At 74.2% G+C, this 24,812-nt stretch carries 19 protein-coding genes; 6 read left to right on the top strand and 13 right to left on the bottom strand.

The window, feature by feature from the left end; translation table 11 throughout:
• Positions 1 to 20 precede the first annotated feature (20 nt).
• Genes IMZ35_RS06370 through IMZ35_RS30440 form a run of 3 tightly spaced genes read left to right on the top strand, consistent with a single transcriptional unit; the run spans position 21 to position 1,094 of the window.
• Positions 21 to 386 carry a hypothetical protein gene (locus IMZ35_RS06370; protein WP_199439977.1) on the top strand — a complete coding sequence of 122 codons (366 nt, stop codon included), beginning with the start codon at positions 21 to 23 and terminating at the stop codon, positions 384 to 386.
• On the top strand, positions 373 to 795 hold the full coding sequence (locus tag IMZ35_RS06375) for a hypothetical protein (protein ID WP_438816829.1): 423 nt from the start codon (positions 373 to 375) through the stop codon (positions 793 to 795). The genes IMZ35_RS06370 and IMZ35_RS06375 overlap by 14 nt, the downstream gene beginning before the upstream one ends.
• Before the next feature lie 20 nt (positions 796 to 815).
• Positions 816 to 1,094 (top strand): GNAT family N-acetyltransferase, encoded by a 279-nt coding sequence (locus tag IMZ35_RS30440; RefSeq protein ID WP_307867804.1) that lies wholly within the window; start codon positions 816 to 818, stop codon positions 1,092 to 1,094.
• Here the strand turns inward: IMZ35_RS30440 and IMZ35_RS06385 are convergent.
• The 5 genes from IMZ35_RS06385 to IMZ35_RS06405 are packed head-to-tail and all read right to left on the bottom strand — an operon-like array spanning position 1,085 to position 13,268.
• The gene (locus tag IMZ35_RS06385) at positions 1,085 to 2,860 is read right to left on the bottom strand and encodes a hypothetical protein (RefSeq protein ID WP_199439979.1); all 1,776 of its coding nucleotides are present in this window, start codon (positions 2,858 to 2,860) and stop codon (positions 1,085 to 1,087) included. The two genes, IMZ35_RS30440 and IMZ35_RS06385, sit on opposite strands and share 10 nt — an antisense overlap.
• Positions 2,857 to 6,303: a DUF5682 family protein gene (locus IMZ35_RS06390; protein WP_199439980.1), complete on the bottom strand. Its 3,447-nt coding sequence runs from the start codon at positions 6,301 to 6,303 to the stop codon at positions 2,857 to 2,859. Before IMZ35_RS06390 ends, IMZ35_RS06385 begins: the two co-directional genes overlap by 4 nt.
• A complete protein-coding gene (locus tag IMZ35_RS06395; RefSeq protein WP_199439981.1) occupies positions 6,284 to 7,465 on the bottom strand; it encodes an ATP-binding protein in 1,182 nt (393 codons plus the stop codon). Before IMZ35_RS06395 ends, IMZ35_RS06390 begins: the two co-directional genes overlap by 20 nt.
• Entirely contained in the window at positions 7,462 to 12,405 is a 4,944-nt protein-coding gene (locus IMZ35_RS06400) for a hypothetical protein (RefSeq protein WP_307867805.1), read from the bottom strand. Before IMZ35_RS06400 ends, IMZ35_RS06395 begins: the two co-directional genes overlap by 4 nt.
• Positions 12,402 to 13,268: a DUF4132 domain-containing protein gene (locus tag IMZ35_RS06405; RefSeq protein WP_199439982.1), complete on the bottom strand. Its 867-nt coding sequence runs from the start codon at positions 13,266 to 13,268 to the stop codon at positions 12,402 to 12,404. The genes IMZ35_RS06400 and IMZ35_RS06405 overlap by 4 nt, the downstream gene beginning before the upstream one ends.
• Before the next feature lie 245 nt (positions 13,269 to 13,513).
• Between IMZ35_RS06405 and IMZ35_RS06410 the strand changes: the two genes are divergently transcribed.
• A complete protein-coding gene (locus IMZ35_RS06410) occupies positions 13,514 to 13,684 on the top strand; it encodes a hypothetical protein (protein WP_199439983.1) in 171 nt (56 codons plus the stop codon).
• A 63-nt stretch (positions 13,685 to 13,747) separates the two neighbouring features.
• Here IMZ35_RS06410 and IMZ35_RS06415 read toward each other — a convergent pair whose 3' ends face one another.
• From IMZ35_RS06415 to IMZ35_RS06435, 5 genes are read right to left on the bottom strand one after another with little or no spacing between them, the layout of a single operon-like run.
• Positions 13,748 to 14,749: a LacI family DNA-binding transcriptional regulator gene (locus tag IMZ35_RS06415; protein WP_199439984.1), complete on the bottom strand. Its 1,002-nt coding sequence runs from the start codon at positions 14,747 to 14,749 to the stop codon at positions 13,748 to 13,750.
• A gap of 51 nt (positions 14,750 to 14,800) precedes the next feature.
• Positions 14,801 to 17,122 (bottom strand): alpha-xylosidase, encoded by a 2,322-nt coding sequence (gene yicI, locus IMZ35_RS06420; RefSeq protein ID WP_199439985.1) that lies wholly within the window; start codon positions 17,120 to 17,122, stop codon positions 14,801 to 14,803.
• Between the two features lie 28 nt (positions 17,123 to 17,150).
• Positions 17,151 to 17,996, bottom strand: a complete 846-nt coding sequence (locus IMZ35_RS06425) for a carbohydrate ABC transporter permease (RefSeq protein ID WP_307867806.1) — start codon at positions 17,994 to 17,996, stop codon at positions 17,151 to 17,153.
• Complete coding sequence (locus IMZ35_RS06430) at positions 17,993 to 18,952, bottom strand: carbohydrate ABC transporter permease (protein WP_307867807.1); 960 nt, start codon at positions 18,950 to 18,952, stop codon at positions 17,993 to 17,995. The genes IMZ35_RS06425 and IMZ35_RS06430 overlap by 4 nt, the downstream gene beginning before the upstream one ends.
• Positions 18,953 to 18,959: 7 nt before the next feature.
• Positions 18,960 to 20,252: an ABC transporter substrate-binding protein gene (locus IMZ35_RS06435; protein ID WP_199439986.1), complete on the bottom strand. Its 1,293-nt coding sequence runs from the start codon at positions 20,250 to 20,252 to the stop codon at positions 18,960 to 18,962.
• A gap of 642 nt (positions 20,253 to 20,894) precedes the next feature.
• On the opposite strand from IMZ35_RS06435, the gene IMZ35_RS06440 reads away from it, so the two are divergent.
• Together IMZ35_RS06440 and IMZ35_RS06445 are read left to right on the top strand one after the other, a co-directional pair.
• Positions 20,895 to 21,926 carry a C40 family peptidase gene (locus IMZ35_RS06440; RefSeq protein WP_199439987.1) on the top strand — a complete coding sequence of 344 codons (1,032 nt, stop codon included), beginning with the start codon at positions 20,895 to 20,897 and terminating at the stop codon, positions 21,924 to 21,926.
• A gap of 216 nt (positions 21,927 to 22,142) precedes the next feature.
• The gene (locus IMZ35_RS06445) at positions 22,143 to 22,961 is read left to right on the top strand and encodes a siderophore-interacting protein (protein ID WP_199439988.1); all 819 of its coding nucleotides are present in this window, start codon (positions 22,143 to 22,145) and stop codon (positions 22,959 to 22,961) included.
• A gap of 4 nt (positions 22,962 to 22,965) precedes the next feature.
• Here IMZ35_RS06445 and IMZ35_RS06450 read toward each other — a convergent pair whose 3' ends face one another.
• From IMZ35_RS06450 to IMZ35_RS06460, 3 genes are all read right to left on the bottom strand, one after another.
• Positions 22,966 to 23,658, bottom strand: coding sequence for a hypothetical protein (locus tag IMZ35_RS06450; RefSeq protein ID WP_199439989.1), 693 nt, complete (start codon positions 23,656 to 23,658; stop codon positions 22,966 to 22,968).
• Positions 23,659 to 23,812: 154 nt separating this feature from the next.
• On the bottom strand, positions 23,813 to 23,959 hold the full coding sequence (locus tag IMZ35_RS06455) for a hypothetical protein (RefSeq protein ID WP_199439990.1): 147 nt from the start codon (positions 23,957 to 23,959) through the stop codon (positions 23,813 to 23,815).
• 135 nt (positions 23,960 to 24,094) lie between these two features.
• Positions 24,095 to 24,697 (bottom strand): TetR family transcriptional regulator, encoded by a 603-nt coding sequence (locus IMZ35_RS06460; protein WP_199439991.1) that lies wholly within the window; start codon positions 24,695 to 24,697, stop codon positions 24,095 to 24,097.
• Positions 24,698 to 24,812 lie beyond the last annotated feature (115 nt).

Below are 24,812 nucleotides of genomic sequence, written 5' to 3' on the forward strand. Positions count from 1 at the left end.
GTCACGGCTACGATCCGGGCGTGATCGGCGTTCTCAGCACCACCGTCATCGCGCTCTCGCTGGCCGTCGCCCTGTGGGCGCTGGTGCTGGTGGTCCGCGACCGGACGGTCGGCAACGCGCTCCTGGTGGGGCTCGCGGTGCTGGAGGTGGTCCTGCTGGCGCAGGCCGTGACCGGCGTCGTCCAGCTGGCGGGCACCGACCGCACCGTGGACGGCTTCACCTTCGTGGGTTACCTGATCGGCGCCCTGCTCGTGCTGCCGGCCGCGGCGTGGTGGTCGCTGGCGGAGCGCACCCGCTGGGGCACGGCCGTGGTCCTCGCCGGTTGCCTGGTGATCCCCGTGCTCGTGGCGCGCATGATCCAGCTCTGGGACGGTGCCGGTGTCTGAGGTGCGCACCGGGGCCCCGCTGGTCAACCGGGGACCCGGCCGGCTGCTCGTCGCCGTGTACGGGATCTTCGCCCTCGCGGCGACGGCCCGCTCCGCCGTGCAGATCGCCACCCGCTTCGACCGCGCCCCGCTGGCGTTCCTGCTGTCGGCTCTCGCCGCGGTCGTCTACGTCGTGGCCACGGTGTGCCTGGCGCGCGGCGGCCCGCTGGCCCGCCGGGTGGCGTTCGCCGCGGTCGCCGTGGAACTGCTGGGCGTGCTCGCCGTCGGCGCGGCCAGCCACGCGGTGCCGCACCTGTTCCCCGAGCCGACGGTGTGGTCGCACTTCGGCAGCGGTTACGGGTTCGTCCCCGTGGTGCTGCCGGTCGTCGGACTGCTGTGGCTGCGCCGGTCCCGGCGCGGCACCCCGTGACGGCATCAGGAGGAGAACGCGTGGACGTGGTGGACAACCCCGATCTCAACCGGTTCGAGGCGCGCACGGCGGAGGGCGACGTCGCCGGGTACGCGGAGTACCAGAAGACGCACGAGCTGATCGTGTTCACCCACACCGAGGTGCTGCCCGCGCACGAGGGCAAGGGCGTCGGTTCCACCCTCGTCTCCGGCGCGCTCGACCAGGTGCGCGGCACGGGGCTGGCCGTGCTGCCCCTGTGCCCGTTCGTCAAGGCGTACATCGGCCGCCACCCCGAGTACACCGACCTCGTCTACACCTGAGCGCCCACCTCCGGTTCCAGCCACGTCCGCTGCGCGCTCGTCCGGGCGAACTCCGCGACGTGGACGCTGCTGCGCAGCCACGCCAGGACGAACGGGTCGCCGCTGTCGGAGACGAGGCGGCCGAAGGCGTCGCGCTCGTGGTCCCGCGCCGCCGCCTCCAGCTCGGCCAGCAGCCCGGCGGTGCCGGTGAGGCCCCACCGGACGAGCGCGGCGCGGTCGGCCGCGGCCGACGCCACGGCGGGCACGGAGCGACCGCCCACGACGACGCGCTGCACCCAGTGCTCCAGCAGCCGCACGGGCCGCGCGGCGCCGTCCTGGCCGGACGGTCGCGGCGGCACCCGCCCCACCGGCAGATCGCCGACCAGGTGGGAGTGCTGGAGCCGGTCCAGTCCGAGGTCGGCCCGCTGACACCACTCCTGCGGCAGGGTCAGCTCCTCCGGCCCCGCGGCGACGGCCAGTGCCGTCGCGGTGGCGGGACGGTCCGGCACGAGTCTGGCCACGACGCGCATCCGCGCGCCGCGCGCGCGGGCGAGCAGCCGCAGGTTCTCCCACACCCGCGCCGACTCGCCCACCAGGTCGATCTCGGCGCCGTCGGCGAGCACCCGCAGCGCGTCACCCGCGACGCCGACGATCTCGGCGTCGAGGAACAGCAGGTCGGCGCCCGCCGCGCGGTGCGACGGCGGGCGGGCGCGTGCCGCGAACGCCCGGCGCACCTGTTCGGCCGGGGGTTCGCGCCAGAGCAGGTCCAGCGGTTCCTCGCTCCACCGCGCGCCGGAGGCGGCCACCGCCCGGACGGCCGCCCCCGCGCCCAGGCGCCGGTCGGGTGAGGCCGTGGCCCCGGACAGCACGAGCCCGGCCCGGCCCAGCGCGCGGTGGGTGAGGCCAGACTCGCCCACGGCCACCGGTCCACCGGCCACGGGGCCCACCCGCTCCTCACCGCCGGGCGCGATGGCCGGGACCGTCCACAGACCACCGCGGTCGTCGACGAGGTGGGTGACGACACCGGCGTAGCCGGAGGTGGTCACGACCGCCTCGGTGCACAGGCCCCACAGCCGCAGGCCGCCGATCGGCCGGTACTCGCGCCGGGCCGTCCCGCGCAGCTCAGCGGGGTTCCCGCGGCCGGTGCGCAGGTCGTGGCACAGCAGCAGCAGCTCGGTGAGGTCCTCGCCGAGCTCCGCCCGGTCGAACGACGAGTCACCGGCGCGCGACCCGCGCAGGGCGGTCACGATCCGCAGCCCGGCCGCGGCGGCGCGGTGCAGTCCGTGCACGCGGGCGGTGTGCACGGCGCGCAGCAGTTCCGCCTGGACGACGGCACCGCTGCCCGCGGCACCGGCCAGCAGCACGGCGCCGGCGGCCGACCAGAGCGCGCCCGCTGCGCCGCGCTGCCCGGCGGTGATCTCCTCGTCCGGCTGCGTGACCGGCTCGGCCGCGGCCACCGGCGGGGACGCGGTGCCGTCGGTGCCGTCGGAGTCGTCGGCGGCGTCCCCGATCCCGGCCGCGGCGACCGCGATGCCGCGGTGCAGGCAGTTCGGCGCGAGCAGGCAACCGCAGCGCAGGTCGGCCGCCGCGGTGAGGACACCGGCGCGCAGCGTCCACGTCAGGGTCGTGTCCTCGTCGAGCCGGGCGGTGGCCGTGTCGCCGTCGAGCGCGACGACCCACTCCGCCGCCCTCGGCAGCGCGGCGTCCAAGCGCTTGCGCAGGCGCGGTGGGAGGGCGTCGAGCACCTCGGCGACGACGCCCGGCGACACCGGTGGCAGTGCGTTCATCTGATCTGCTCCCCCACCCAGCGGGCCAGCTCCAGCGGACCCAGCGCGGCGACCGGCATCCCGGCCGCGACGAGCGCGCCCGCCGTGGACGTCGAGTAGCGGGCCCGGCCGGTGTCGTCCAGGCTGGCGCAGCCGAGCACCCGCACCCCGGAGGACACCAGTTCACGGGTCTGCGCGAGCAGGTCGCCGAGCGGGCCGCCCTCCTCGAAGTCGCTGACGACGACCACCATCGTGCGTTCGGGCACGGTGACGAGCGTGCGGGCGTGCCGCAGCCCGCCCGCGATGTGCGTGCCTCCGCCCACCCTGACCTCCAGCAGCAGCGACAGCGGATCGGCGACCCGGTCCGTCAGGTCGATCACCTCGGTGGAGAAGGCGAGGAAGTGGGTGGTCAGCGACGGCACCCCGGCGAAGACCGCCGCCGTCAGCGCGGACCACACGGTCGACGCCTCCATCGAGCCGGACACGTCGACCACCAGCACCAGCCGCCAGTCGTTGCCGCGCCGCGCGCGGGTGCGGAACACCGGCCGCTCCGGCACGACGACCACGTGCCCGGCGGCGTCGCGGCGCGCGGTGGCGAGGTTCGCCCGGATCGTGCGGTGCAGGTCGAGCCGCCCTCCCGGCCGGCGAGAGGGCCTGGGGAGCTGGAGACCGGCGAGCGCCGGCCGCATCCGGTTCGCGAGCTGCGCCGCCAGTTCCGCGACGAGCCGCGCGACCAGCGGCCGCAACCGCGCCACGGCCGACTCCGGCAGGCCGCCGGCGAGGGACAGGACGGTGCGCAGCAGGGTCACCGAGGGGCGGACCGCGGCGGGGTCCAGCTCCAGCGCGGCGTCGGAGCGCCCCGCCTCGACCGCGGCGGCGAGCACCTCCTCGCGGACGCCGTCGCCGAACAGCGCCTCCAGCTCGGCCGACCACTCGCGCACGCCGGGGAACGCCGCCGACCGGTCGGCGCCGAGGCCGCCCGACGCGCCCTCACCGCGCTCCCGGCCGTACAGCTCGTCGAGGGCCGCGGCGTAGCGGGCGGCGCCGTCTGGCCGGTCGCCGCGGCGGGCGAGGACGAGACGCCAGCGGAGGGAGGACGGGAGTTCGCCGCCGGGAGCCGCGGTTGCGGGCGCGGCACCGGTGGAGACCTGCGGCTCCTCCGGCTCCGGACGGCGTGCGGGAGCGTCGAGACCGTGCGCGGACAGCGCGTCGAGTCCGGCGCGCTCGGCGTGCAGCCACACCGCGACCAGTTCGGGATCGGCGCCGCGCGGGTCGTCCACCCGTTCGCCGGTGCGGTCCAGCACGGTGTCCAGGACGCGCTGCCGGGCCGCGGGCCCCACGGAGGTGAACGCGCCCCGCAGCGCGGGCAGCCGGTCCAGGAAGTCCTGGTCCGGCAACGACTCCACGCGGTCCAGGAGCGGGGTGAGCGCCTCCGGGGTCTCCAGCAGCACGGCCGCCGCGGTGAGCACGCCGGTCAGCCTGCGGCGCAGCGTCGCGCGGTCGTCGGAGGTGGAGGCGGTGTCCACCCAGGACGCCGCGCGCTCTCCCAGCTCCTCCGGGCGTTGCAGTTCCAGGAGCACGCGGGTGGCCGCCGCGGCGCCCTGCATCAGCGGTGAACCGTCGTCGGCCATCCGCCGCAGCGTCGCGGCCAGGCGCAGTCCGGTGCCGCGACCGTCGTGCCTGCGTCCCAGGTCCACGACCGCGTGCGCGTCGGCGAGGTCGTCCGACCCGGCGGTGCCGTCGAGCTGGGCCACCGCGGCGGCCTCCAGCTCGTCGACCAGGCGGGGCCGCGCGCCCAGCAGATCGCTCGCGAGGCCCGGCAGGTGACCGGACCCGATGCGGTCGAGCAGGTCGAGGCCGGTCAGGAGCTGTCCCAGCGTCGCGGAGGCCGGCAGGACGGTCGCCACGTCGTCGAGCCGGTCGGTCACCAGCGCCGCGAGGCCGCACCCGGCCGCGGCGCGCAGTCCGGCCAGGACCTGTTCCGCCGTGGCTCCTCCGGCGCGGTCCTCCTCCGCCCGGCGGGCGCGCAGCCTGCCCTCCGCGGCCTGCGGGAGCGTGACGCCCCACAGACCGGCCACGGGCAGGGTGGCCGCCGTGGACGGCGTCCAGGCCGCCCGCCAGCGCGTGGTGAGCGCGTCACCGCCGCCCACGCCCGTCGTCTCCGTCTCCTCCGCGTAGGACACGCCCAGCACGGCGAGCTGCCGCAGCGCGAGCTGCCTGCGCGCGTCCAGCGCGGACCGGAGGGGGTCCAGGCGGAGATCGGCGGGCGTGCCGGACTCGGCGGGGCCGGGCAGCCGCAGTTCGGCGAGCAGCGCCTCGACCGCGGGCAGGAGCCCGGAGCGGGGCGTGCCCGCGGCGAGCACGCCGGTGCGGGTGCCCACGAGGACGTCCCCCGCGGCGCGGGCGACGATCCGGCCGCGCCCGAGCGGCTCCGCCGCGGTGAGCACGGTCTGCAACGCCTCCACCAGTTCACCGCGGCCCGGCGCGGGCAGGCCGCGCAGCCGGGCCAGGTCGACGGCCAGCCGCAGGACCTCCCGCGCCTCGCCCGGCCCGGCCGGGTGGCCGCGGTCGCGCACACCCGCGCAGATCCGCACGACCACCTCGGTGGCCGCCCGCTCCAGGGCCAGCGGGTCTCCGCCCGCGAGGAGCACGGCCTGCTGCCACTCCGGATCGCGGATGCCCGACGGGTAGCCGGAGCGCTCGTCGAGCAGCCCGAACGCGTAGGGCACCAGGGACGTCACGATCGGAGCGTCGTCCGGTACGACGTCGTGCGGGTCGCCGGGCAGGGGACCGCCCGACAGCAGCGCGGCGGCGTGGAACGAGCCGACGACGGCCGCGCTGCGCCGACCGGCCACGTCCGCCAGTGCGCGGCGCATCCACGCCTCGCGGCGCAGGTCGTGCGGGTCGACGGCCGTCCCGGCGTCGTGCCGCAGCGCCCAGCCGACCAGCAGCGCGGCCCGGCGCACCGCCTCGGCCGACTGTCCCGGCGCGACCGCCTCGACCAGCCGGTCCCACAGGTCGTCGCCGTCGCGGCCGGTGGTGCCGCGGCGCAGCGCGGCGGTCAGCGGCGCCGCGCCCGCCTCGTGCTCGTGCCGATCGCCGCGCAGGGCGAGCGGCAGGTCGCACGGCACCACCTCGACGTCGTTGCGCCGCGCCCAGCGGATCGCCGCCAGCTCCGGGGAGAAGTCCGCGAACGGGTAGAACGCGAGACCGCCGCCGTCGCGGGCCGCGCCCGACAGCGCGACCGGAGCCGTCGTGTCCGGGTGGCCCAGCCACGGCAGCCACTCGCCCAGTTCGGTGGGCAGCTCGACCAGCAGCACCTCCGGACGCGCCGCGTCGAGGAGTTCGGGGACGGCGACCGCGAGGGCGGGCGAGTGGTGCCGGACGCCGATGAGGAACGGCTCCCGGCACCCGGCCAGCTCGTCGGCCGCGGTGCGGGCGGGATCAGGCGTCGAGGACGTCACGGAGTTCCCACAACCGTCGCCACAGCCGCGCGCCCGACTCGGCGCGTCGGCGCACCGCGCCGTCCCAGTAGCTCAGCAGGCGAGCCGCGTCGCCCGGATCGTCCTTGCGCACGACGCCGAGCAGGTGGCCCGGCAGCAGCGACGCCGCATCGCGGTCGCCGGGGAAGTACGCCCCGGCCAGCCCCAGCGACGTCGCCACCGACACGGCCTCCGCGGTGCTCATCACCGTGGAGGGCCGCTCCACGCTCCAGCCCTCCTCCGACACGCCGTTGCGCAGGTCGCGGAACGCCGTGACCAGCGCTTCGAGCACGGCGTCGTCGACGGCGAAGTCCGCCTGCACCCTCTCCAGCGCCGCTCTCGCGCTGCGCCGCACGAGGTCGACCTCGGCGGCCAGGTCCCCGATGGGGCCCACGGCCTCGAAGTTGAAGCGCCGCTTGAGCGCGGCCGACATCTCCGACACGCCGCGGTCCCGCAGGTTCGCCGTGGCGATCACGGTGAAGCCGGGCGCGGCGTGCACGGTCGCGGCGTCGGTGCCGGACAGCTCCGGCACGGCGATGCGCCGGTCGGACAGGATCGACACCAGGGCGTCCTGGACCTCCGGCAGGCAGCGGGTCACCTCCTCGACGCGCACCACGCCCCCGCCGCGCATGGCGGTGAGCACCGGCGACGGCACCAGGGCGCGAGGCGTCGGCCCCTCCGCCAGCAGCAGCGCGTAGTTCCAGCCGTAGCGGAGCTGGTCCTCGGTCGTGCCCGCCGTGCCCTGCACGACGAGCTGGCTGCTGCCGCACACGGCGGCGGCCAGCAGCTCCGACAGCATCGACTTGGCCGTGCCCGGCTCGCCGACGAGCAGCAGTCCGCGCTCACCGGCCAGGGTGATCACCGCCCGCTCCACCAGGGCGCGCTCGCCGACGAACTTGTCGCTGATCACCAGGCGCGAGCGGACGCCATCGACGGTGACGCCCCTCGGCAGGGACAGCGGCTCCCCGCCGCTGCCCATCACGAACGTGACGACCGCCCGCGGGGTGAGCCGCCAGCCCGGCGGGCGCGGGCCGGGGTCGTGCGCGGCCAGGAACGCCAGTTCCTCGCGGTGGGCGTCCTCGGCGGGGTCGACCTGCCTCGCGGCGGTGGTGGCGGCGGTGTCGGTGGCGGCGGTGGTGGTCACCTGCGTCCTCCGGTCTCGAGCTGCTCGTAGGCGGGCGCGTCGCCGTCGAGGACGCGCTGCCAGGCGCGCTGGAACAGGTCGGCGACCGGCTCCAGCGGCACGACGACGCGGTGGGGGGTGGTGGTGAAGCCGAACATCGGCGCCTTCCAGGACTCGATCGGCAGGTGCGGGGCCTTCAGCGGCAGCCAGCCGCCGGGCAGGAACAGCGAGCGGCCCGCCCTGGCGCGCTTCGCGGTGAGGACCAGGTCGGTCCCGGCGAGCGCGGTGCGGGCGGCGCGCAGCTGGGCGGGCTTCCACCCGGTCCAGCGGGCCGTGTTGGCGTCGGTGGGATCGGGCAGCGCGAGCAGCATCAGGTAGAGCGCGGCCGCGTCGGCGTCGAGGTCGAGCCGCGCCGCCACCTCGGCGAGCAGTTCGGGCGCGGACACGGCGGGGTGCTGGTGGAACGAGGCGGGGTCTGCGCCGGGCGGCGCGGGGACGGCGCACGCCGCCGCGAGTCCCGGTGAGCTCAGCAGGTCCAGCGCGGCGAGGTGCTGACCGCCGTACCCGTTGCCGCTCAGCGCGACCAGCAGGTCGCGGTGCTCGGGCCCGACCGCGGAGGGCCGGACGTGCAGCCTGGAGTACAGCTCGTGGTGCGTGGTCATCTCCAGCCAGCCCGCGAACGTCGCACTCGTGCCGAGAGCGGGACGCGGCACGTCGATCAGCGAGAACAGCGGGTCGTCCTGGTGCAGGCTGCCGAAGTCGATCAGGAAGTCCTCGTGGGCGACGCGCTGCGACGCCAGTGCCAGCGCCTCGGGCAGCTGTGCGCGCAGCGGTGAGCCGACCGGCAGGCGGTGGGCGAGCCACAGCAGAACCTGCGGCACGGCGAGGAGCCTGGTCGCGGTGAACGCCGTGCTGGTCTCCCGCGCACCGGCGGCGGTCCGCGGGTGCGCGTCGGTGGTGAGCCAGGTGCACGTCGCCGGGTTGGCGATGCCGCTGACGTACTCGGCGCTGTCGCGCACCGGCAGCACCTTCGCCGCCTCGACCAGCAGTTCGTCGGGAACGGGCTGCCTGCGGCCGAAGCGGGCGGTCCAGGCGTCGGCGAGACCGTCGAGGTCGGGTCCCGAGGTCCACAGCCCGGCGGGGTCGCGCGGCACGGCGGCGTGCAGCAGCGCGCGGCGCTCGGCGTGGCCGAGGGACTTGAACCGTTCCCTGGCCGCCTTGGCCGCGGCACTGGACAGCCCCAGCACGGTGCGCTCCGACGTGCTCAGGTACTGGCTCGCCCACCCGTCCACGTGGGGCAGTCCGCTCAGCAGCAGGGTCGCCTCGGCCAGGCCGAGGCCGGTGCGCTCGACGAGGGCGGTGGCCCACTCCGGGCGCCACTCCAGCGGCCCGTTCGCGGCGAGCGCGGCGGAGAACGCCGCCGCGGTGGCGGGGTCGAGGTCCTCGGCGCAGGGCCGCGCGGCGTCCAGGCGCCACGTCGGCGGCAGCGAGAAGGAGCCGGGGACCGCGCTGTACTGCAGACCCCGGTACGGGCGCAGCGCCTCGCGGGACCAGCCCCTGCTGACCACGTGCAGGAACCCGCCGGGCACCGCGACGGTCCGGTTCGGCGGCACGGCGTTGTCGGGGGCGAGCACGGTGACGGTGCGCCAGTGGCCGCCCCCGCTGGTCATGCCGCTCTCGGCGACGGCGCGCAGGAACACGAGGAGCGCCTCGCGCTCCTCGTGCGGTGTGATCGGTGACGCCGCCCGCCAGAGCAGGGCGCGCGGGAAGACGAGGTGGTCCTCCCACTGGTCGTCCGCGCCCTGCGGCAGCTCGGAGGTGGCGGGTGCGCCGCCGGAGGCGATCGTGGCGACGCGCGCGCCCAGCTCGGCGACGAGGGCGGGCAGGACGGTCTCGGCCTCGGCGGCGCTGGAGGAGTCCCTCCCGGCGGAGAACCAGGTGAGCGCGCGGCGCATGACGGACGCGCCGATCGTCGGTCCGGTCTCCGCGAACAGCGAGGTGTCGACGGCGGTCGCGGCGTCGGCGAGCCGGGCGTGGTCGGTGAACCTGCGGGACAGCGCGGCGGCGCAGCGCACGACTCCCAGCACACCGGCCACGAGTTCGGGGTGGGTGATCTCCGGTGCGACCCGCTTCAGCACGGCGGCCGGATCGTCGGTCGCGCCGCGGCCGAACACCTGCGCCAGCCGCCGCTTCGGCTTCTGCCGCGCACCGTCGTCCGCCGCCTCCGCGACGGCCGCGGCGAGCAGCTGCTCCACCGCGTCCCGCGAGATCGCCCGCAGCGCGCGGGACCCGGCCTCGTCGCGGGGCCGCAGCAGGTGCCACCAGGCCAGCGGGGGCACCAGGGCGGTGCCGCGCGCCATGACCTGCCTGTTCGCGCCGTGCGTCAGCACGGCGCGGCGGACGCCGTGCTCGTCGAACAGGGTCGTGCGGTCGTGCTCGTCGTCGGAGACCACGAGCACCCCGTCGCCACCGGGCACGCTCAGCGCGCCGTGCGGGCGGGGCGCGGTGGACGGCAGCACCACGCGCACGCCGTCGACGCGCTCGCCGTGCCAGCGGCCGTCTGACTCCCTGCGCACGCGCCAGCCGTGCAGTCCGCCGGACTCGCCCAGCGGACTGGCCGCGGTGGCCGGGTGCGAGGGGCGCACGTCGCACGCGAGGAGGTCCAGGCGCGCGCCGTCGACGGCGAAGTCCTCGACGAAGGCGGGCACGCTGGCGCGGCCGACGGTGCCGGTGGCCGGATCCAGCTCGAACCAGCGCCACGCGCCGTCGTGGTAGGCGGCGGTCCAGAAGTGGGTGCCGTCGCCGAAGGCCGGGCCCCGTGCCGGAAGTTCGGTGTCTCCGGGGTGCACCGCCCGGCGCCCGGCGAACCGGCCACCACCGGGAAGTGCCAGGGAGGCCGACGGGCCGCTGCGGCGTTGTCCCGCCCCCTCGCCGGGGTCGAACACCTGCTCGGGCGCGTCGCTCCAGTAGGCGAGATCGCCGTCGGGACCGCGCCAGCGGACGAGCAGGACCCCGTCGTGCCACGACGCGTACGGCTCGAACACCCAGTCGTGCCGCAGTTCGGCGGGGATGCGCAGCACGTGCTCGGCCAGGACGCCGTCCGGGCCGACGACCACGACGGACTCGCCGCGGCGCAGCACCAGCGCGGGCCAGCCCTCACCGGCGATCCGCACGGGCTGCTGCTCGCCGGGCTTCACCTCGGAACCCTCGTTCAGCGCCTCCAGGGCGGCCTCCAGCGCGGGCCAGCCGTACTCGTCGAGCAGGCCGCCGCGGAGCGTGGCCCGCAGCACGGCGGCCACGTCGGTCGCCGCGATCTTCCCGGCGGTCTCGGGCGAGTCCGCGTACGCCTCGGGCAGGTGCACGATCTCCAGGTCGTCGAGGTGCCACTGGAGTCCGGGCAGGCCGGTGGCGCCGAGGTCGGCCGCGCTGCGCACGACCCACGCGCGCAGCGCGGTGCGCAGGCCCGGCACGCCGAGCAGGGGCCGCAGGAGCGACGCGGGGACGCGCGAGGTCGTGGAGGCCCGGCGCAGGTGACCGATCAGGCCGGTGCCCAGCGGCGCGACGAACCGCTCGTCGGCGGCGAGCGCGGCCAGGTCGCGGCGACCGGGCGCGTCGTCGCGCAGCCACGCCTCCACCGGCAGCTGCACGGCGCGCTCGGGCATCGCCAGCGGGACGCCCTCGGCGCAGCACAGGTCGAGCAGGTCGAGCTCGTCGCAGCGCCACCTCGGCACCGCCGCCACGGGCACCCCGTCGGCGCGCAGCCGGTCGGCCATCGCCGCGACCAGGTCCAGCAGCGCGGCGGAACGGGCGGTGGAGCGCCAGCCGCTGTTGCGGGCGGCGATCATCGCGCCCAGCCAGCCCGCCGGTCCGGCCGGGGCCTCCGCCTCGGGTGCCACGGTTCCGGCCGGAGCGGTGAGCGCCGCGGTCGCGCCGCACTCGGCGAGCACCTCCAGCCACAGCTCGTGGGCGGTGTTCGACTCGGGCACGAAGCCGAGGAGCTGACCGCGCACGGCGGCGTCGCGCGAGGCGAGGCTCACCAGGCTCGACCGGTAGGACTTCCAGAACCCGGCGCCGGCCATCGAGATCGCGCTGGTGTCCAGGACCACGCGCAGCAGCGCCTCGTCCTCGGCGGCCAGGTCGCGCTTCGCCGCCCTCGCGAGCCTGCGCAGGTCCTCCGGCATGCCCGTGTAGGGCGGCAGGCCACCCCTGGTGCGCTCGACGCACAGCGTGAAGAACGACGCGTAGGCCTCGTCGGTGGACTGCTTCTTCGCCAGGCCCTTCGCGTGCGAGGACAGCGCCTTGGCGGTCAGCGCTCCGGCGAAGGCGAACTCCAGGAACACCTCGCGCAGCCGTTCGGGGTCGACGACGAGGTCGTGGACCTCCTCGGCCTCCCTGGCCTTGCCGAACATCGTCGCGGCGTAGGCGACGTTGCCGTGCTGGAGGAACGCGCGGCCCGCCTGCTCGTAGAACGTGGGCAGGAAGTGCGGGGCGGAGCGGCCGAGCATCGCGCCGAGTTCGAGGAAGCCGTCCTTCGCGCTGCCGGCCTTGGACCGGGCGGTGCGCGTCAGCTTCTCCACGTTCTTGACGAGGTTGAGGGCGTGGTGGGCGTTGGCCGGGTCGTGGATCAGCGCCCAGGCGGGGAAGCCGAGCGCGCTGCGCCGGCCCACGCCGACCGCGGTGGCGCGTTCGGGCTCGGTGAAGCCCAGGAACTCCAGGGTGAGGTCCTCGGCGCGACCGAGGACCTCGGGCACGAGGCGGACCACGACCCGGTCGTCCAGCGCGGGGTGGGTGTAGGAGCGCGCGGAGATCGTGTCGCGGTCACCGCCGGGCCCGACGCCCTCGGCGGGCAGCACCGCACCGGCCGCGATCAGCTGGTCCACGTCCTTCTGGGCCACGTCCTTCTGGGCCACCCTCTTCTGAGCCACCCTCTTCTGGGCCAGACTCTTCTGGGACGCGTTCACAGCGACACCACCGCTTCCTCCACGACACGACCGGCGTGCACGGCCGACGCCATGCGCATTCCCTCGGACCAGGCGACCGGTCCGACGTCCGCGAGGGGCACCGGGGTTCCATCGGCGAGGGTCCAGTTCAGCGCGCCGGTGTAGGTCTCGGCCTCCGGGTACTCCATGCCCACCCAGAAGCGCGCCTCGACCGAGCGGCCCGCCTCGAACACGGGGGCGACGGCGCAGCCTCCGCGCACCGGGTGGCCGAGGGTGCGGCAGCGGCTGAGCACGTGGTTGAGCTGCTCGAACTTCCCGCCGGAGAACTCGTTCACCGAGCTCGTCCCGGCCGGGAGGTTGGCCGGCTTGAGGAAGGTCTGCCGGAACAGCTGCTGGATCCGCTGCTCGACGCCCAGCTCCGCGCCGAACTCGCGCAGCTCGTCCAGGTCCTCCAGCAGCACGGGGTGCGGGACGGTCACGACGTCGGGACGCAGCCTGCGGGTGTCGCCGTCGAGGGTCACCACGCCGATGCCGCGCTCGGGGTCGGCGTCGCGCAGGAACCCGGTCTCCGCGCCGGTGCCGTCGTCGGCGGTGACGACGAGGTCGCGCAGGGCCGCGGACCAGGCGGCGTCCCTCCACACCTCGGCGAGCACGGCCGTCGGAACGGGCAGCGAGCGGACCATCCAGGTGTCCACGGTGGACCGGCACTCCGCCTCGTGGCGCGCGAGCCACTCGGTGAGCTGGCGCAGCTGGACGACCACCGGATCGTCCTTCAGGGACGCGGGGACGGAGGCGAGCTGCTTGCCCTTCCCGTTGCGGCACAGCAGCTTTCCGTCGTCGCCGAGCCTCACCCGGTAACCGGCCGCGGTGTCGAGCCAGCCCATCGCTTCCCCCTGCACGAGATCCGTCGGAACGAGATGGCGGGAGGCTAACCGCGCGGTCCGACAGTTTCGGCCGGGTCGCGAGAACTCGCGGGTATCGCAACCTGCGCGTGATCCACCGCGGTCGGGGGGCGACCGAGCGGAACCACGCCGCTCCGCTGCGCGACCGTGTCCCCCGAACAGGTGATCTACGTCCACGTACCGCCAGTCAGGTGGAAGAGGTGGCTCCCAGCCGAGACGATGCGGGTATGACCTCCACTCCCCTCTACGACGAACTGGCCGCCGCGCTGCTCCTGGACACCGTGCCCGCTCAGCCGCCGCAGCGTCGCGGCGCCCACGTGGCGCCCGACGACGCGGCGCCGCAGATCATCACCCGACGCGGGCGGCGGCGGCGCGAGGAGCAGGACGAACAGGGGTGACGGACGCCCTGGACGGGGCCCGCCGCACGGTGCGGCGGGCCCCGTCCGACACCGGGACGGGCCTCAGCGCGGTCCCGTGCTCGACCGGGTGGTGATCCGCGGCGGCAGCAGCGTCGCCGCCGGCACCTGCCCACCGGCCAGCTTCGCGATGAGCAGCGACACCGCGCGGGCGCCGACCTCCTGCGCGGGGATCGCGACCGAGGTCAGCGGCACGCTCGCCCGCTCGGCCAGCTCGTCCGGGCAGATCGCCACCACCGACACGTCCTGCGGCACCCGGCGGCCCGACCGCTGGAACGCCTCCACGACGCGTTCCACGACCGACTCGTTGTGCACGACGACCGCGGTGGGCGGGTCGTCCTCCTCCAGCAGGGCGGCGACGACCTCGTGCGCCGCGTCCCTGCTGGCCTCGCACGGGTGCGTGCTGGTGGTGACGCCCAGCCGCTGCCCGGCGCGGTCGAAGCCCTCCGCGGTGCGCCGGGCGTAGCCGGTCTCGCGGGCGTAGACCTCCGGCGGTGAGCCGATCAGCGCGACGCGGCGGTGACCGAGTCCGGCGAGGTGCTCCACGCACAGCTCACCGGCGGCGGTGAAGTCCAGGTCCACGCAGGTCAGCCCGGAGGCGTCCGCGGGAAAGCCGATGAGCACCGACGGGAGGCCCAGCGCGCGCAGCAGCGGGACGCGCACGTCGTGCAGCTCGACGTCCATGACCAGGAAGGCGTCGACGAGAGCGCTGTCGGCCACCCTCCTGATGCCCTCCTCCCGCTCCTCCTGGGTCAGCAGCAGCACGTCGTGGTCGTGCTTGCGGGCCTCGGTGACCACCGAGACGACGAACTGCATCACCACCGGCACGTGCACACCGCTGCTCCACGGGATCACCAGCGCGAACACGTTGGAGCGGCTGCTGGCCAGCGCGCGGGCACCGGCGTGCGGGCGGTAGCCGAGCACCCGGATGCTCTCCTCCACCCTCCGCCGGGTCTCCTCGGAGATGGACCGCTTGCCGCTGAGCACGTAGGACACCGTGCTCGGCGACACCCCGGCGTGCCGGGCCACGTCGGTGATCTTGGTCAAGAGAACTCCCGCCCCCGGTCGTCGTGCGGGCACGATGGTCCCACGCGCGGATCAGCCGCTCCGCAGGGAGACGACCAGGTCGGTTCCCGCGCAGTGCACGAGGACGCCCAGCTCCGTCTCGGTCACCTCACCGCCCGCCGCACCCGCGACGGACCCGACGCCCACGAGCAGCAGCCGCCAGTTCCCGGTCGCCCCCTCGGCCCGCACCCGCACGACGTCGGCCTCGCGGCTCACCTCGAACACCGCCGCCGTCTCCCCGGTGGGAGCGGGCACGGTCGTGGTGACCCGCGCCCCGTCGGCGAGCGCGTACGCCCGCAGGGTGACGCCCTCGGCGTAGTCGTAGTCGGGCCGGTCGTCGACCGCGCCCACCGGCACGACCGCACCCGGCCGCACCAGCAGCGGCACCTCGGAGTAGCCGCACCGCTCGCGCACCCAGCGCGGTCCGCCGACCTGCTCGCCGGTGAGGAAGCGGGTCCACGTGCCGTCGGGCACGTAGTAGGAGACGTCGCCGTCGGCGGAGAACACCGGGGCCACCAGCAGATCGCCGCCGAGCAGGTACTGCCGCTCCAGGTGGGTGCACGCCGGGTCGCCGGGGAACTCCAGCGCCATCGCGCGCATCACCGGCACGCCCTCGGTGTGGGCCTGCCGCGCCGCCTCGTACAGGTAGGGCATGAGGCTCGCCTTGAGGCGGGTGAACGTGCGCAGCACGTCGACGGACTCCTCGTCGAACACCCACGGCACGCGGTAGGACGAGCTGCCGTGCAGCCTGCTGTGCGAGGACAGCAGTCCGAACGCGATCCACCGCTTGAACAGGCCCGCGTCGGGCGTGCCCTCGAAGCCGCCGATGTCGTGGCTCCAGAACCCGAACCCGGACGCCCCGAGGGACAGGCCGCCGCGCAGGCTCTCCGCCATCGCCTCGAACGTCGACTCGCAGTCGCCGCCCCAGTGCACCGGGAACGCCTGCGCGCCCGCCGTGGCGGAGCGGGCGAACACCACGGCGTCACCGGTGCCGCGCCGCCGTTCCAGCAGGTCGAAGACCGTGCGGTTGTAGAGGAGCGAGTAGTAGTTGTGCATCCGCTGCGGGTCGGAGCCGTCGAACCACACGACGTCGGTGGGCACGCGCTCGCCGAAGTCGGTCTTGAAGCAGTCGACGCCCTGGTCGAGCAGGCCCTCCAGCGCGGCGGCGTACCACTCGCGCGCGGCGGGGTGGGTGAAGTCCACCAGCGCCATGCCGGGCTGCCACTGGTCGCCCTGCCACACGTCGCCGTTCGGCTTGCGCAGCAGGTACCCCGCCGCGGCGCCCTCGGCGAACAGCGGCGACGCCTGGGCGATGTAGGGGTTGATCCACACGCACACCCGCAGGCCGCGCGCCTTGAGCCGGGTGAGCATCCCCTCGGGGTCGGGGAAGGTGCGCGGGTCCCAGGTGAAGTCGCACCAGTGGAACTCGCGCATCCAGAAGCAGTCGAAGTGGAACACCGACAGCGGGATGCCGCGCTCGGCCATGCCGTCGACGAAGCCGGACACGGTCTCCTCGTCGTAGGAGGTCGTGAACGACGTGGACAGCCACAGGCCGAACGACCAGGCCGGAGGCAGGGCCGGTCGGCCGGTGAGGGCGGTGTACTTGCGCAGCACCTCCTTGGGCGTGGGGCCGTGGATCACGAAGTACCGCAGGCTCTGCCCCTCGACGCTGAACTGCACCCGCGTCACGTTCTCGGAGCCGACCTCGAAGGACACCGCGCCGGGGTGGTCGACGAACACCCCGTACCCAGCGCTGGACAGGTAGAACGGGACGTTCTTGTAGGCCTGCTCGCTGTTGGTGCCGCCGTCGGCGTTCCACACGTCGACGACCTGGCCGTTCTTCACCAGCGGCCCGAAGCGCTCCCCCAGCCCGTAGACGACCTCGCCGACGCCGAGGTCGAGCTGCTCGCGCACGAAGTGGCCGTCTGGTGTGGTCATGAACCCGGCGGCCCTGCTGTCGCTGCTGGTCAGCACGCGGCCGCCGGCCTCGAAGTCGACCCGCCAGGAGTCCTCGCGGCTCACCCGGACCGACAGCTCGCCCGAGGTGAGGGTGACCGCCTCGTCGTCGTGGTGCGTCCGGACGGACGCGCCGCCGTCGTCGGCCAGCTCGAAGCGCGGTCCGCGGTCCACCTCGCCCTGGAAGTGCGTGAGGGTCACGCCGATCACGTCGGGCATCGGCGACGACAGGCCGATCGTGACGACGGGTCCCTTGAGCAGGTCGCCCCGGCGGCGCACCGGATGACCCGGCGCGACCACCACGAGGGAGCCGTCCTCCTCGGTGACGTCGAGAACCTCCACGGGGTGCACGGCCTGCACTCCGGGCCGGAGCATCCAGTAGCCGTCGCTGAACTTCACGGACTCGCCTTTCCGCAGGTGGGAGGTGCTACTTCACGGCGCCCGCGGTGATGCCGCGGGTCAGCGTGCGCTGGAAGATCAGGAAGAACGCGACGGCGGGCACGATGCCGAGCAGCGCCGAGGCGCTGGTGGTCGTGGCGTCCATCAGCCGCTGTCCCTGGAGCACGCCCAGCGCGACCGGGACGGTCTGGGTGTCGTTGGAGATGAGCAGCACCAGCGGCAGGAAGAACTCGTTCCACGTCCAGATGAAGAAGAACACGACGAGCACGGCGAGGGTGGGGGCGCTGATCGGCACCACGACCCGCACCAGCACCTGCCACTTCGACGCCCCGTCGATGCGGGCCGCGTCGAGCAGCTCGCGGGGGAACGTGCTGAACACCGACGACAGCAGGTACGTGCCGAACGCGGCCTGGATGATCGTGAACACCACGATCACGCCGAAGCGGGTGTCGTAGAGACCGAGCTGCTTCCACAGGTAGTAGATCGGGTAGACCAGCGCCTCCTGCGGCAGGGTGTTGGCGACGAGGAACAGCACCAGCACCCACAGTCGCCCGCGGATGCGGCCGATGCCCAGCGCGTAGGCGTTGAGCACCGACACGACGACCGCGAGCACGGCGACCGATCCGCTGATCAGGACGCTGTTCCACAGCTTCTGCCCGAAGTCGACCCGCTCCCAGAACTCCGTGATGCCGTCGAGGTTCAGCCCCTGCGGCAGCGCGAGCGGCCCGTTCGCCGAGTACTCCGCCGGGGTCTTGAACGCGTTGAACACGACCACGGCCAGCGGCAGCAGCATCACCACCGCGAGCAGCACCAGCGAGGCCAGCACGGCCCACGAGGACACGCCCCTGCCGCGGCGCACCGACGTCGTCGTCACGACCGCTCACCTCCCTCGGCACGGTTCTGCAACCGCAGGAACCCCGCGGTCAGCAGCAGGATCAGCACGGTCAGCACGGTCGCGATGGCTGCGCCGTAGCCGACCTGCGTCTTCTCGAAGAAGCTCTGGTAGGACAGGTAGGACGGCACGCTGGTGGCGCCGCCGGGCCCGCCGCGGGTGAGCACGTAGATCGGGCCGAACACCTTCAGCGCGGCGATCGTGCAGGTCAGCACGACCACGAAGATCTCCGGCCGGATCTGCGGCACGGTGATGTGCCAGAACCTGCGCCACCACGACGCGCCGTCCAGCTCCGCCGCCTCGTACAGCGCGGGGTCGACCCGCTGGAGACCGGCCACGAAGATCACCACGGGGTAGCCGAGCTGGAACCACACCAGCACGCCCATGACGCTGTAGAGCGCGAGGTCGGGATCTCCCAGCCAGTCCTGCGCCAGCGAGGCGAGGCCGGTGGCCTCCAGCAGCCGGTTCAGCGCGCCGTCGCGCGGCGCGAGCATCCAGCTCCAGATGATCCCGGCGACCGCCACCGGCACGATCTGCGGCAGGTACACGCACGCCCGCAGGACGGCGGCCGCGCGCGGCCCGAACCGGGTGCCGACGACGTCGAACAGCGCGGCGGCGACGACGAGACCGGCCAGAGTCGGCAGGATCGCCATCGCGACGATCAGGCCGACGTTGTGCCGGAAGGACGCCCAGAAGGCGCCGTCGGAGAACAACCGCTCGTAGTTGTCGAACCCGGTCCACTCCGGGGTGCCCACGCCGGTCCACGTGGTGAAGCTGATGCCGACGTTCATCACCAGCGGCAGCAGGATCACCACGAGCAGCAGCAGCGCGCCGGGGACGAGGAAGACGAGGTAGGGGGCTCCTCCCCCGCTCCGCCTGCGACGCGGCGGAGCGGGGGACGCGATCGTGGGCGCCGGTCCGGCGGAGGTCGTCGTCACCGTCGGATCACTTGCCCACGTTCGGGAGGTTCTCCCGGTAGGGCGCCTCGATCTCGGCGAGCACCTCGTGCGGCGAGGCGCTGCCCGCGATCAGCTTCTGCGTCGCGGAGACCAGCACGTCGTAGTAGCCGGGCGCGGGCCAGTCCGGGTAGTAGGCCAGCCCGTCGACCTGGCTGATCTTCGCGAAGTTCTCGACGACCTGCTGGTCGTCCGGCGTGCCGCTCTGGCCCTCGTCGGCGGCGACGGGCAGGCCGCCCGCCCTGCCCAGCGCGTTCTGCACGCCCTTGCGCATGGTGATGTCGATGAAGTCGTAGGCGAGCTCCTTGTTCTTCGAGCCCTGCGGGACGACCCAGAGGTTGCCGCTGGCGCCGAGCGTCATGGGGCTGCCGGGCAGCAGGAACGATCCCCACTGGAACTTCTCGACCTCGGCGGCGAGCCTGCCCTGCCACCAGGTGCCGGAGATCATGATCGGGTGCTGGCCGTTGATGAAGGAGACACCCATGTCCTCGGCCTTCTGCCCGGCGGTGTCCTTGCTGATGTAGCCGGCGTCCACCCAGGACTTGAACGTCTCGGCGCCGTACACCCACGCCTCGTCGTGGAAGTCGACGTCACCGGTGTAGCGCTGGAACCGGTCGACCCAGTCGCGGTCGGCCTTGCTCAGCGCCAGCTGGTAGAGCAGCTGGGACGCCGGGTACTCCGCTCCGCTCATCGCGATCGGGGTCGTGCCCGCGGCGCGGAACTTCTCCAGCGCGGCGGTGAACTCCTCGAACGTCGTGGGCACGGCGACGCCCTGCGCGGCGAAGGCGTCCTCGTTGTAGTAGACCGTCACGTACTCGGCGTAGTTCGGGACGCCGTACCACTTGCCCGAGCCCATCACGCCGTTCTCGTCGTACCTGGCCGTGGTCTGCAGCCCCGGCGAGAGCAGGTCGTCCCAGCCGCGGGAGGCGGCCTGTTCGCTCAGGTCGGCCAGCAGGCCCTGCTTGGACAGCAGGCCGGTCGTGGCGTTGCCCTTGTTGTACTCCATCAGGTCCGGCGCGTCGGAGGAGTTGAGGACCATGGGCGCGGTCTTGCGGATCTGCTCGAAGCCCTTCTCCTCGAACTCGACCTTCACACCGGGGTGCGACGCCTCGAACTCCTCGATCGCCTGCGCCCAGGCCACCCCCATCGCGCTGTCGGGGCCCTCGTAGTGCCACAGCCTCAGCACACCGGGGTCGCTCGACCCCGAATCCCCGCAGCCGGTCAGCGCCACCACCGCGGCGGCCAGGGCGGCCGCCAGAGCGGCTGTTCCTCGCGTGATCATCGGGTACCTCCGGTGCGTCGGGGTCACGCCGGGCGGGAAGCGGAGCGCGCGGAGGAGCGCGCCGCTCGCGGCGGCGTCGGTCGGGGACCTGCGTGGAGAAGGCACAGCGTGGAGAGGGCCAGCGTCGAGAAGGCACAGCGTCGAGAGGGCACAGCACCCCACCACCGGTGGAGCGGGAGACGAACCTCGTGCGTCGAACTGTCGAAGCGCTTCGACGCGAAAAGCTACGACCGGTCGCCCGCCACGTCAACGGCGTGTTTCCGAATTGTTTTCCCGGACGTCCGGCTTCCCGTCCGGTCGCGGAGCTCGTCGAACCCCGCCGGGCACTCCCGCGCTCCGATCACGCCCGCGCCCTGCGGGAGGAGTTCGTGCGCACCGGACCGGGGTTCGCGGTGCCACGGACGGGTCGCGGTCGTCAGCGGCTCACCGGCCGGACGCCCTCGCAGCCCGGGCAACAGGCTCCACGAACGGGTGACATCAGTTCACCCGTCGGTCGAGTGAACTGTCCCGACTTCCCCTGCGTATGCCTCGGTGAACGTGGTGGTGGACGGAACGGAGACCGTTCCGTAACCTGTCCGAGACCTCATCCGAGGAACACCCCTTCGGGGGATTGCACTTTGACGTGAAGGAGGGCTGCGCGACGTGTTGTCGCATCCAGCCACACGCACCGTCAGCGCGGCGCTCGCCGCGGCGGCCGTCGTGGCCTCGGTCGGACTCACGTCCGGCAGTGCCGCGGCGGACCCCGAGTCCGAGGCGCTGAGCAAGTACCAGCAGCTCACCCAGGAGGCCGAGAAGCTCAGCCAGGAGTACCTCAAGGCCGAGGAGGACCTCAGGGCCAGACGGTCGGATCTGGACGGTGCGAACAACGACCTCGGTGCCGCGCAACGCCTCCAGGAGGAGGCCGCGGCCCAGGAGGAGCAGTTCCGCGGACAGGTCGACCTGCTCACCGAGGCCTCCTTCGAGGGCGCCAGGTTCAACCAGCTCTCCGCACTGCTGGTGAGCGAGTCGCAGCAGGACTTCCTCAACCGGATGTCCGCGCTGGGGGTGCTCGCCGCGGACAACGACGAGGCGCTGGGCAAGCTCTCCGAGGCCACCGCGAAGGCCGACCGGGCCAGGGCGGGCGCGCAGGACGCGCAGGGCAGGGCGACGGAGGCGTCCGACGCCGCCGCCGACCTCGTCGACGAGATCGGCCGGCGCAAGGCCGACGCCGACGCGCAGGTCGCCGAGGCCCGCGCGCAGTACGACTCGCTGTCGGCCAGCGCCAGGCAGACGCTGAGCCAGGCGGGCGACACCTCCGAGGTCACCCCTCCGGCGAACGCGTCGAACGCGGCGGCGATCGCGCTGGAGTTCGCCCTGGCACAGCGCGGCGAGCCCTACGTGTTCGGGTCCAACGGCCCCGACTCCTGGGACTGCTCCAGCCTGATGCAGGCGGCCTACCGCCAGGCCGGCGTCTCGATCCCGCGCACGACCTACAGCCAGGCCGTGGTGGGCACGTCGGTCTCGCGCGGCTCGGTGCAGGCCGGCGACCTGATCATCTACTACGCCGAGCAGAGCCACGTCGCGATGGCGATCGACGGGACGCGGGCCGTGCACGCCGCGACCGAGGGCGTGCCGGTGAAGATCGCCGACATCGACTCGATCGGTTCGGTCAACACCATCCGCCGCGTGGCGTAGCCCGCGCACGCGCACGACGAGGGGCCGCGAGCACCAGCTCGCGGCCCCTCGTCGTGCCGGAGCGCGATCGTGGTCCCGACGGCGGCGGCGAACCCCTCCGGTGGCGTGGCGGGCGCGATGACCGGTCCGCAGAACCCCGCCGGCGCTGCTCCGGTTCACCCCGGTGCCGTCGTGGACGTCCTCGGCCCGCGACGCTACTTAGGGTAGCCTAAGGCAATGCCAGAACGAGCAGAGCGGACGGCCCCGCCCCGGCGCGGCCGCGGGACGACCACGCTGCGGGTGCTGCGCACCGAGCGCATCACGCCGCACATGATCAGGGTGGTGGCCGGCGGGCCTGGCCTGGAGTCCTTCACCGGCAACGACTTCACCGACGCCTACGTCAAGCTGCTGTTCCCGCCCGCGGGCGTGAGCTACCCGCAGCCGTTGGACGTGGCCGCCGTGCGCGAGACGTACCCGCGCGAGCAGTGGCCGGTCACCCGCACCTACACGGTCCGCCACGTCGACCGCGCCGCGGGAGAGCTGGCGATCGACTTCGTGCACCACGGCGACACCGGCCTGGCCGGGCCGTGGGCGGCGAGCGTGCGACCGGGCGAGGAGTTCTCCTTCCTCGGGCCCGGTGGCGCCTACGCGCCCGATCCGGCCGCCGACTGGCACCTGCTGGCCGGTGACGAGGCCGCGCTGCCCGCGATCGGCGCGGCGGTGGAGCACCTGCCCGGCGGAGCGCGGGCCATCGCGATCGTCGAGGTGGAGGACCCGGCCGAGGAGCAGAAGCTGGAGGGACCCGGCCTGGTGGACGTGCGGTGGGTGCACCGCAGCGAGGGCGGGTCGTTCGTGGACGCGGTGCGCGCCCTGGAGTTCCCGGCCGGGACACCGCACGTGTTCGTGCACGGCGAGACGGGCGCGGTGAAGCAGCTGCGCCGTCACCTGTTCGAGGAGCGCGGCCTGAGCAAGGAGCAGGTGTCGATCTCGGGCTACTGGCGGCGCGGCATGAACGAGGACGCCTTCCAGGAGTCGAAGCGCACCGACGGCGCCTGAGCGGTCAGGCTCGGCTGCTCAGCGGGTTGTCGTCGTCCGCGAGCTGGGCGATGAGCCGGCCGAAGAAGCGCTGGTAGGCGATCTCCTGGGCGAGGGTGAGCTCCACGTCGTCGGCGGGGCTCGGCGCCAGGGAGATCGCCGTGCGCAGCGACCGGGTGTCGTCGTCGTCGGCGAGGGTCAGCACGACGCACAACCGCGACAGGGGCGCGATGACCCTGGTGGCGGCCGGCGGCCGGTAACCGGACCGGCGGCCCACCTCGTCGAGCACCACCGCCAGGTCCTCCGCGTGCTGCGAGCCGACGGCGGGCCCGGTGATCAGCGCCAGGCTGCACACCTGCACGGCGGCGTCGAGCACGTCGAGGTCGTCGGAGCGCAGGCGCACCACGCGCAGCGGGCTGTGCAGCCGCACGCCGTGCGGGGTCACCATGCGCGGCCCGTCGGTGCCGGCGATCACGTGCAGCTGCGGCCAGATCGCCGTGCGCACCCGGTGCAACGCCTCCAGCGTCGCGCCGTGCGCGATCGGCGGCGGCAGCGAGCGGTCGGCGCCCAGGCAGCGCTCGGCCCCGGCGAGCATCCGCAGGAACTCCTCGACCCGATCGAGCAGGGTGGCCGTCATCGCGCTGTCGGGCACGAGCCGCTCGACCGTCGTGGCCCGGTGCCGGACGGGGGACCGATCGGGGTCGGGCGCAGTGGCCATGATCGACTCCTCGCCGTGCTCGGTCGGTGGGCGGGCGGCCGCACCGGAGTGCTGCAATCAGATCAGGTCGCCTCCATGGTGTACCCGCCGGTGTAGAACTGGGGACGCGCGGGCGGAGAAGTTCCACTCGGACGCGGCCGAACGGGGCCCGCGATCAGCGCGGACGCCCGTGGGCGTGCGACACCGGGTCGTGCACCAGCGTGGCCGCCAGCGCCGTCCCGGCCGCCTTCGCGAGCGCGTCGTGGCGCTGACCGCGCGGTGCTGGTGCGCAGCGCGTCGGGGTGGGGTCAGCGGTCGCCATCCGGTTCCGGTCGTCGGCGGACCCGGTTCCGCACCGCTCCGGCCGGCCTGGACCCGGCATCAGTTTCGATCAGCACTGAAGTCGTCGTGGCTGTAGTGGTCGGGCGTGCAGCAGTGGCCCGGCCGGGAGAGGTGCTCAGCAGGTGGTCTTCACCAGGTCGAACGCCTCCTCGACCCGGCCGCGCAGCGTGCGCGCACCCCCGTCCGCCACCCAGGCCGACAGCGCGGTGTCGAACGCCGCGAACCCCACCGCCACGGTGAGCGCGGACCGCAGGTCGGTCGCGGGAGCGGCACCGGCGCGGGCGGCCAGCTCCTCGGTCAGCTGCGCCCGCCAGTGCGCCTGACGCTCCAGGTAGCGGGCGAACAGCGCCGGAGTGGTGACGGTCAGCGTCGACAGCGCCAGCGCTCTCGCGTCCCCGGCGTCGTGGTGGCCGCCGAAGCGCACCAGGGTGCCGCGCACGGCCTGCGCCGGCGTCTCCCCGGCAGGGCGCACCGCCAGTTCGGCGCGCAGCACCGCTCCCCAGTCACCCCGGTGCTCCACGACCACGTCCTCCTTCGACCGGAAGTAGCGGAAGAAGGTGCGCCTGGACACACCGGCGACGGCGACGATCTCCTCGACGGTCGTCTCCTCGAAGCCGCGGGTCGCCAACAGGGTCAGAGCGGCGTCGGTGAGGTCGTCTCGGACCAGCTGTCGCTTGCGCTCGGCCAGTGACGCCGATCCGACGGCGGACTCGATCACGCGGGGCATCCTAGACGTGACCCGGCACGTGGTGCGCATCACGACACCCTCCGCCGAGGTCGGCACGGTGTGCCAGGCTTGTCTCTCATGAGCGGCACGCGCGGTCACCACCCCC

The sequence above is a fragment of the Umezawaea beigongshangensis genome (genome assembly GCF_016464305.1).
Taxonomy (GTDB): Bacteria; Actinomycetota; Actinomycetes; order Mycobacteriales; family Pseudonocardiaceae; genus Umezawaea_A; species Umezawaea_A beigongshangensis.